The following is an 8068-nucleotide window of genomic DNA, read 5'->3' as shown; positions in this document are numbered from 1 at the left end:
ATGGGAGATACTGCAGGAATCTATCTCAATCGGGCTCGCCGACGCGGGTCTCTGCGGGGCGGGAGGCCACATGCCGGCGGCGGGAGCGTTGCGTCCTGGCGACCCGGAGCGGCTCGGCCGCTACCGGCTGACCGGCCGGCTCGGCGAGGGCGGGCAGGGCGCCGTCTTCCTCGCCGAGGACGAGGGCGGCGGCCACGGCCGGGTCGCGGTGAAGCTCCTGCACGGGCGCCTCGGCGACGACCCGGAGGCCCGCGCCCGCTTCCTGCGCGAACTCGACACGGCGAAGCGGGTCGCGGAGTTCTGCACGGCCGCGATCCTGGACGCCGACGCGGCGGGCGACCGCCCCTACATCGTCAGCGAGTTCGTCGACGGGCCCTCGCTGCACCGGGTCGTGACCACCGAGGGCCCGCGCACGCGCGGCGCGCTGGAGCGGCTAGCGGTCGGCACGGCGACGGCGCTCGTCGCGATCCACCGGGCGGGCGTCGTGCACCGCGACTTCAAGCCGCACAACGTGCTGCTCGGCTCGGACGGGCCGCGCGTCATCGACTTCGGCATCGCCCGCGCGCTGGACGGCGCGACGATCACCGTGAGCGGCGCGATCGGCACCCCGGCCTTCATGGCGCCCGAGCAGCTGGAGGGCCTGCGCGCCGGGCCCGCCGCCGACGTGTTCGCGTGGGCCGGGACGATGGTGTTCGCGTCGTCGGGGCGGCTGCCGTTCGCCGGCGACACGATGACCGCGATCGTCGGGCGCATCCTGCACGGCGAGCCGGACCTCGGCGCGCTGTCCGGGCCGCTGCGCGACCTGGCCGTCCGCTGCCTCGCCAAGGACCCGGCGGTGCGGCCGCCCGCGTCGGAGGTGCTGCGCGTCCTGCTGGGCGAGGCGCCGGCCGCGCCCGTCCCGCAGGCCGGACCCGTCCCGCAGGCGGGACCCGTCCCGCAGGCCGTGCCCGTTCCTCCGGCTCCGCAGGCCGTGCCCGTCCCGCCGGCTCCCGGTGATCGGCCGACCATGCGGATGCCGCCCGGCGCGGTGCCCGCCGCACCGGCGGGGGAGCGGGCGGAGCGGCGCTCCACGGCGCTGATCGCGGTGTCGGCCGCGGTCGTCGCGGTCGCGGTGGCCGCCGTGGTGGTGGCGGTCCTGCGGCCGTGGCAGGACGGCGGCGCCACCACCGCCGAGGCGGGGACGCGCGACGGCGACGCGCCGCCGGCCGCCGCCGGGGAGAGCACCTCGGCCCCCTCCGCGCGGGCGCCCGCGTCCTCGGGGTCGAGCACGGCCGAGTCCCGGCGCACCGGCATCCCGGGCCGGTACGCGGGGACGTGGACGGGGCGGGTCACCCAGAACGACGGGAAGGTCTTCCCCATCACGCTCGTCCTGCCCGCGGGCGGCGGCGCGGGCAAGGTCTCCTATCCCCTGCAGAACTGCTCGGGCACGGAGACCTTCCTGCGCCGGACGGGCGACACGCTGGTGTTCCGCGAGCAGATCACGTTCGGGACGGAGCGCTGCGTGGACACCGGCTCGGTGTCGCTCACCCCGGAGACCGGGGGAGACCGGCTGATGTTCCGCTACAGCGGGACGTCGCCGAACGGCCGCCGCTGGACGGTCGCCGGCCCGCTCTCGCGGTCCTGAGCGGGTGCGGCCGCCGCACCGCTGAGCGGGACCCGCGTCCGCGGCGGTCGCCGCCCTATTTTAGAATTTCGTTCGGCTATGGGGCGGCGGCACGGGGGACCGCCCCGCGAGGAGGCTGAATGAGCGGGATCCCGATGGAGCGGCCGGTACTGGCGGAGGACGAGGCGGCGGCCCTGAGCGGCCTCGCCGCCCGCGTCCGCGCGCTGGCCGAGGCCACCGTCCTGACGAGCGTCGGCACCGCGGAGGCCGCGGCCGTCGCCGCCGAGGTCGAGGCCCTGACCGCGCGGCTCGCCGCCGCGCGCCGGGACGCGCCGCCGTTCGTCCCGTCCGGCGAGCGCCGGATGGACCGGCAGATCGGCAACCCGGTCACCGGCGCCCTGAACCCGCTCGCGCCGCCGGTCGAGCTGACCGTGAGCTCGGACGGCATCGTCCGCGGCGAGTTCACCCTGAGCACCGTCTACGAGGGGCCGCCGTCCTACGTGCACGGCGGGGTGTCCGCGATGGTGCTCGACCAGGTCCTCGGCATGGCGGCGGCCGCGTCCGGCACGCCCGGCATGACCGCGACCCTGGAGACCCGCTACCGGCGGCCGACGCCGCTCGGCGTCCCGCTCTCGGTTGAGGCGAAGGCGAGCCGGGTGGAGGGGCGCAAGGTCTACGCGTCCGGGACGATCTGCGGCCCGGACGGCCGGGTCACGGTGGAGGCCACCGCGATGTTCATCATGCCGCAGCGGTTCGTCCCGCACTCCTGACCCCGCCCGCCCGGAAGACCCGGACCGCCCGGGCGGCGCGGGCCGCCCGGGCGGCGGGGGTCACGCCTTCGCGGCCGCCGGTGCGGCGTGGTCGGCGGCGGGCGCGGGCAGCAGGCTCAGCGCCGTCAGCGTCAGCGCGGACGCCACGATCATGCTGATCGAGATCGCCTGCCAGCCGTAGTCGTGCAGCAGCCAGGTCGCCAGCAGCGGCGCCGGACCGCCCGCGAACACCGACGCGAGCTGGTACCCGATGCCCGCGCCGCCGTACCGCAGCCGGGTCGGGAACACCGAGGCGATCAGCGACGCCTGCGGCCCGTACTGCACGGCGTGCGGGATCTGCGCCACCACCACCGCGACGACGATCAGCGCCGCGATCCCGGTGTTCAGCAGCAGGAAGTACGGGAACGCGAACACCGCGACGAGCAGCGACCCCGCCGCGTACACCCGGCGCGGGCCGATCCGGTCGCCGAGGTGCCCGGCCGCGGGGATCGTGAACAGCTCCAGCACCGCCGCGGCCGTCACCGCGCTGAGCGCGAGCCCCTCCGCCATCTCCAGGTGGTCGTCCACGTAGGTGAGGGCGAACGAGGTGAACAGGTAGAACGGCATCTGCTCGGAGCAGCGCAGCAGCGCGCTGAGGACGATCTCCCGCGGATGCCGCTTCACGACCTCGGCCACCGGGACGCGGGAGACCTCGTTCCGCGCGACGACCTCGGCGAACAGCGGCGTCTCCATCACCCGGACCCGCACCCACAGCCCGATCGCGACGAGCACCAGGCTGAACAGGAACGGGATGCGCCACGCCCAGTCCTTGAAGGCACCCTCCGCCGACAGCGCGATCGCCGTCATCATGCCGGTGCCGAGGATGAGCCCGATCGGGACGCCGAGCTGCGGCAGGCTCGCCATCAGCCCGCGCCGCTTGCGGTCGCCCCACTCCATCGACAGCAGCACCGAGCCGCTCCACTCGCCGCCGACCGCGATGCCCTGCAGGATGCGCAGCACGACGAGCAGCACGGGCGCGGCCCAGCCGATCGTCTCCGTGCCGGGCAGGACGCCGATCAGCGCGCTCGACACCCCCATCAGCACCAGCGTGACGATCAGCGTCGCCTTGCGGCCGAGCCGGTCGCCCCAGTGCCCGAAGATCGCCGCGCCGATCGGGCGGGCCGCGAACCCGACCGCGTAGGTCGCGAACGCCGACAGCGTCCCCGCGTAGTCGCTCGACTCGGGGAAGAACACGTCCTTGAAGACGATCGCCGCGGCCGTGTTGTAGAGGAAGAAGTCGTACCACTCGATGGACGTGCCGATGACGCTCGCGGCGGCGGCCTTGCGCACCTGCGCGCGCCGCTCGCCGGCGTCCGCCGCGCGGGCGCGGCCGGCCTCTCCGGGATCCAGGACCATGGGAGCTCTGACCTTTCCGACCGCCCCCGCCGGCCCCAGGAGTTGTGATCTGCTGTTTCCCTCCGGGGTCGCCGCCGAAACGGTAGAAATCGCCGAAGCGTCGCGGTCAGTCGTCCACCGGGACGGCGAGCGCGACCGCCCCGCGCAGGTCGAGCCAGACGGTGCCGGGGCCGCGCACCAGGCGCAGCACGACGTGGCCGCATCCCGGGCAGCGGGCCACGAACCCGGGCGCGCGTGCGTAGACGCGCAGCGCGCCGACCGGCCCGGTGCGCCCGCAGTTGGCGCAGCGGCTCTCGGCGGCGGTCAGGTCGACCGCGAAGACCTCCGACAGCGCGCCCGCGAGGGCGTTGCCGTCGGTGAAGGCGTCGTCCTGGTCGTCGAGGGCGGTCATGTCATCCTCCGCTGGGTCGTCCGCCCGCCAGGCCGTCCGCCGGCGGGTCATCCGCCGGTGGGGCCGAAGCGTTCGGTCCGGACTCTTTCGGGGGCGTGGCCGAGCATGACCAGGTACGTGGCGGCCTTCTCGACGAAGCCGGTCGGGCCGCACACGTAGCAGGACGGCTCGAAGTCGGCGGGCCATCCGTACTGGACGAGGTCTTCCGGGGTGATCCGGCCGGGCTTGCGCGGCAGGCCGTCCGGTGAGGTGCGCGTGTAGAGGAGCGTCACGTCCAGGCCGGGGTCGGTGCGCGCCAGCTCGCGCGCGTAGAGCCGGTCGTCGGGGCCGCGCACCGAGTACAGCAGCCGGAACGGGACGCGGCTCCCGGCGGCCCGCCGCGTCCGGACCATGGACATCAGCGGGACGAGGCCCGACCCGCCCGCCACCAGCAGCACCGGCTCGGTCTGCTCGGTCCGCCAAACGAACCAGCCGCCGACGGGCCCGCGGAACTCCGCGAGGTCGCCCGGCGCCATCTCCTCGGCGAGGTACGGCGACACCTCGCCGTCCGCGACCTGCTGCACCGTCAGCTCGACCTGCCCGCCGCCGGACGCGGACGCGATCGAGTAGCTGCGCTGCGCGCTGTAGCCGTCCTCGGCGGTGAGTCGGACGTCCACGTGCTGGCCCGCCAGATGGCCCGGCCACCCGGCGACGTCGAACACCAGCGTCGCGGCCGTCGCCGACTCGGCGCGCCGCTCCACCAGCTCGGCGGTGTGCCAGCGCAGCCGCCCGCCTAGTCGCCCTGGTACCGCTGCTCCCGCCATGGGTCTCCGTAGTCGTGGTAGCCGGCGCTTTCCCAGAACCCCGGCTCGTCCTCGAGGCCGAGCTGGATTCCGCGCACCCACTTCGCCGACTTCCAGAAGTACAGGTGCGGGACGAGGAGGCGGGCCGGGCCGCCGTGCTCCGGAGGCAGTTCTCCGCCGTCATAGCCGTAGGCGATCCACGCCTTGCCGTCGAGCAGATCCTCCAGCGGCAGATTCGTCGTGTAGCCGCCGTAGGAGTGGACGAGAGTGAAATCGGCGGCGCTCTCCACGTCCTCGAAAAGGACGTCCAAAGAAACGCCTCGCCATTCGGTGTCGAATTTTGACCATTTGGTGACGCAGTGCAGGTCGACGGTGGGCGTCTCCGCGGGCAGCGCCGTCAGGTCGTCCCAGCTCCACCGGTGCTCGGTGCCGCTCTCCGTGCTGATGGTGAACTCCCACTCGTCCAGCGGGACCTGCGGGGTCGGACCCGCCGACAGCACCGGGAAATCGAACGTCTCGTACTGGCCGGGCGGGAGCTCGTGGTCACCGGAGGGACGCCGTCCGCGGAAACCTCGCGAAATGATGGGCATGGCGTCGTCCTTCCCCGGCTCGGCTCAATATTCGTACACCTTCACCATCGGTTCGTGCTCGTACCAGGACGCGATGACCGACGAGGTGTGCTCGTCGGTCAGGAAATCCACGCGGAGCCAGCCCTCGGCCTGCGTCACGCGCGTCTCGTAGCCGGGGTTCGGCGTCGCCGAGACGAGCCGCACCCGGTCCTTCTCGATCGACATCGCGGCGCGCCCGCCCCGGGTCGCGTAGCTGCGCACGTTGTCGGGCGTCTTCGGCGGGGTCTTGGAGGGCTTGCCGGGCGGCGGCGGTTTCGCGGGCTTCGTCGGCGTGGGCGCCCGGTCCGCGCCGTCCGGCGGCTTCGGCCGCGCGGTCGGCGATCCGATCGCCGGCGGCCCCGGCGGTGCCGCCGGGCTGGAGTGGATCACCGGCCCGGCGATCGGCGGCGGCGCCGAGCGCTCCGACACCGCGCCGCGCACGACGTCGCGCACCCCGAGCCACGATAAGGCGACCGCGAGCGCGGTCACCCCGGCCCACGGGGCAACATACGACATCGCGCGACGCATGGGCACATGGTGGCATACGGTTCCGCCATGGCGAGTGTTTTGGTGGTCGAGGATGACGCGAATGTCCGGACCGCCCTAATTCGGGAACTGAGCGTGCGGTCGCATGTCGTGCGCAGCGTCGGCACCGCGATGGACGCGCTGCGCGAGGTCACGCAGTCGCCGCCCGACGTCGTCGTCCTCGACCTCGGGCTCCCCGACCTCGACGGCGCGGAGGTGCTGAAGATGCTGCGCGGCATCTCCGACGTCCCGGTCATCATCGCGACCGCCCGCGACGACGAACCGGAGATCGTCCGGTTACTCAACGCGGGCGCCGACGACTACCTGATCAAACCGTTCTCCATCGAGCACCTCAGCGCCCGCCTCGCCGCCGTGCTGCGCCGGTCGGCGCGCTCCGGGCCGGCCGCGGAGCTGAGCGTCGGCGGCCTGCACATCGACCTCGACCGGCGCGAGGCGATGCTGGACGGCCAGCAGCTCGAACTCACCCGCCGCGAATTCGACCTCCTCGCCTACCTCGCGGCCCGCCCCGGCCGGGTCGTCGCCCGGCGCGAACTGCTCGCCGAGGTGTGGCGGCAGGCGTACGGCGACGACCAGACCATCGACGTCCACCTGTCCTGGCTGCGCCGCAAGCTCGGCGAGACCGCCGCCGCGCCCCGCTACCTGCACACGGTCCGCGGCGTCGGCGTGCGGCTGGCCGAGCCCGACCCGCGGTCATGAGGAAGACGCTCGTCCTGGTGTCCCTGGCGGTCACCTCCATGGTCGCGCTGGCGTTCCTGATCCCGCTCGCGCTGACCGTCCGGGAGATCGCCCGGGACCGCGCCCTCACCACCGCCGAGCGCCAGGCGAGCGCGCTCGGGCCCGTCCTCGTCGTCACCGAGGACCCCGCCGCCCTCGAACGCGCCGTCGCCAGCACCCAGGCCGGCGCCGCCGGGCGGATGACCGTGCACCTCCCGGACGGCGGGCTCGTCCCGCGCGACGCCCACGGCGACTTCAGCGCCCGTCCCGAGCAGCTCACCGAGGCCGGGCGCCGCGGCCGCTCCTACACCGCCCGCGTCAACGGCGGGTACGCCCTGCTCCAGCCGGTGTCGCTGGACGCCGGCCGCACCGCCGTCGTCGAGGTGTTCCTCCCCGACGACGACCTGTCGCGCGGCGTCTGGAAGGCGTGGCTCGTCATGACGACGGTCGCCTGCGCGCTCGTCGCCGGGTCCGTCGCCGTCGCCGACCGGCTCGGCAACCGCATGATCCGCTCCACCCGGCGGCTCGCCGAGGCCGCGGGCGCCTTCGGCGACGGCGAGCTGTCGGTCCGCATCGAACCGGACGGGCCGCCCGAACTCGTCGAGGCGGGCCTGGCGTTCAACGCGATGGCCGACCACGTCGTCCAGCTGCTGTCCGCCGAACGCGAGATGGCCGCCGACCTGTCGCACCGCCTGCGCACCCCGCTCGCCGCGCTCCGCCTCAACGCCGAGGCCCTCGGCGACGGCCCCGTCGCCGAGCAGACCCGCGAGGCCGTCGACCGCATCGAGCGCGAGGTCGACCAGATCATCCGGACCGTCCGGCGGCCCACCGGGCGCGGCAGCTGCGACGCGTCGAAGGTGCTGCGCGACCGCGTCGCGTTCTGGTCCGTCCTCGCCGAGGACGAGGGCCGCTCCTGCGAGCTGATCGGCGCCGAGGGCCCCGCGCCGCTGCCGATCCCCGGCACCGAGCTCGCCGCCGCCGTCGACGCACTGCTCGGCAACATCTTCCGGCACACCGCCGAGGGCACCGGCTTCGTCGTCACCCTCCACCAGGGGCAGGGCGTCACCGGCATCCTCGTCGCCGACGGCGGCCCGGGCATCGCCGACCCGGACGCCGCGCTGAAGCGCGGCAGCAGCGGCGGCGGCTCCACCGGCCTCGGCCTCGACATCGCCCGCCGCGCCGCCGAGTCCACCGGCGGCTACCTGCGCATCCACCGCAGCGTCCTCGGCGGCGCCCAGGTGCAGATGTGGTTCCGGACC

The 8068-nt window shown here is 74.5% G+C and carries 9 protein-coding genes; 4 read left to right on the top strand and 5 right to left on the bottom strand.

Translation table 11 applies throughout. The features are described from left to right. The first annotated feature begins 70 nt into the window (after positions 1-70). Together ETD96_RS36335 and ETD96_RS36330 are read left to right on the top strand one after the other, a co-directional pair. Entirely contained in the window at positions 71-1624 is a 1554-nt protein-coding gene (locus ETD96_RS36335) for a serine/threonine-protein kinase (RefSeq protein WP_138641003.1), read from the top strand. A 119-nt stretch (positions 1625-1743) separates the two neighbouring features. Continuing rightward, complete coding sequence (locus tag ETD96_RS36330) at positions 1744-2373, top strand: PaaI family thioesterase (RefSeq protein WP_138641002.1); 630 nt, start codon at positions 1744-1746, stop codon at positions 2371-2373. 60 nt (positions 2374-2433) lie between these two features. On the opposite strand, the gene ETD96_RS36325 is transcribed toward ETD96_RS36330, so the two are convergent. From ETD96_RS36325 to ETD96_RS36305, 5 genes are all read right to left on the bottom strand, one after another. After that, positions 2434-3768, bottom strand: coding sequence for an MFS transporter (locus ETD96_RS36325; protein WP_138641001.1), 1335 nt, complete (start codon positions 3766-3768; stop codon positions 2434-2436). 106 nt (positions 3769-3874) lie between these two features. Further along, positions 3875-4159, bottom strand: coding sequence for a DUF6510 family protein (locus ETD96_RS36320; protein ID WP_138641000.1), 285 nt, complete (start codon positions 4157-4159; stop codon positions 3875-3877). A 47-nt stretch (positions 4160-4206) separates the two neighbouring features. After that, the gene (locus tag ETD96_RS36315) at positions 4207-4962 is read right to left on the bottom strand and encodes a ferredoxin reductase (protein ID WP_138640999.1); all 756 of its coding nucleotides are present in this window, start codon (positions 4960-4962) and stop codon (positions 4207-4209) included. After that, positions 4932-5531, bottom strand: coding sequence for a sulfite oxidase-like oxidoreductase (locus ETD96_RS36310; protein ID WP_138640998.1), 600 nt, complete (start codon positions 5529-5531; stop codon positions 4932-4934). The genes ETD96_RS36315 and ETD96_RS36310 overlap by 31 nt, the downstream gene beginning before the upstream one ends. 24 nt (positions 5532-5555) lie before the next feature. Next, positions 5556-6077: a hypothetical protein gene (locus ETD96_RS36305; protein WP_138640997.1), complete on the bottom strand. Its 522-nt coding sequence runs from the start codon at positions 6075-6077 to the stop codon at positions 5556-5558. A gap of 27 nt (positions 6078-6104) precedes the next feature. Here ETD96_RS36305 and ETD96_RS36300 point away from each other — a divergent pair, with 27 nt between their 5' ends. Both ETD96_RS36300 and ETD96_RS36295 read left to right on the top strand, forming a co-directional pair. Continuing rightward, the gene (locus ETD96_RS36300) at positions 6105-6791 is read left to right on the top strand and encodes a response regulator transcription factor (protein ID WP_171069396.1); all 687 of its coding nucleotides are present in this window, start codon (positions 6105-6107) and stop codon (positions 6789-6791) included. After that, positions 6788-8068 (top strand): sensor histidine kinase (locus ETD96_RS36295; RefSeq protein WP_138640996.1); only part of this gene is annotated, 1281 nt, incomplete at its 3' end. The genes ETD96_RS36300 and ETD96_RS36295, both read left to right, overlap by 4 nt.

The sequence above is a fragment of the Actinomadura geliboluensis genome (assembly GCF_005889745.1).
GTDB classification, from domain to species: domain Bacteria; phylum Actinomycetota; class Actinomycetes; order Streptosporangiales; family Streptosporangiaceae; genus Spirillospora; species Spirillospora geliboluensis.
Note: the sequence above shows the minus strand (reverse complement) of the source record. Positions and strands in the feature narration are given on the sequence as shown.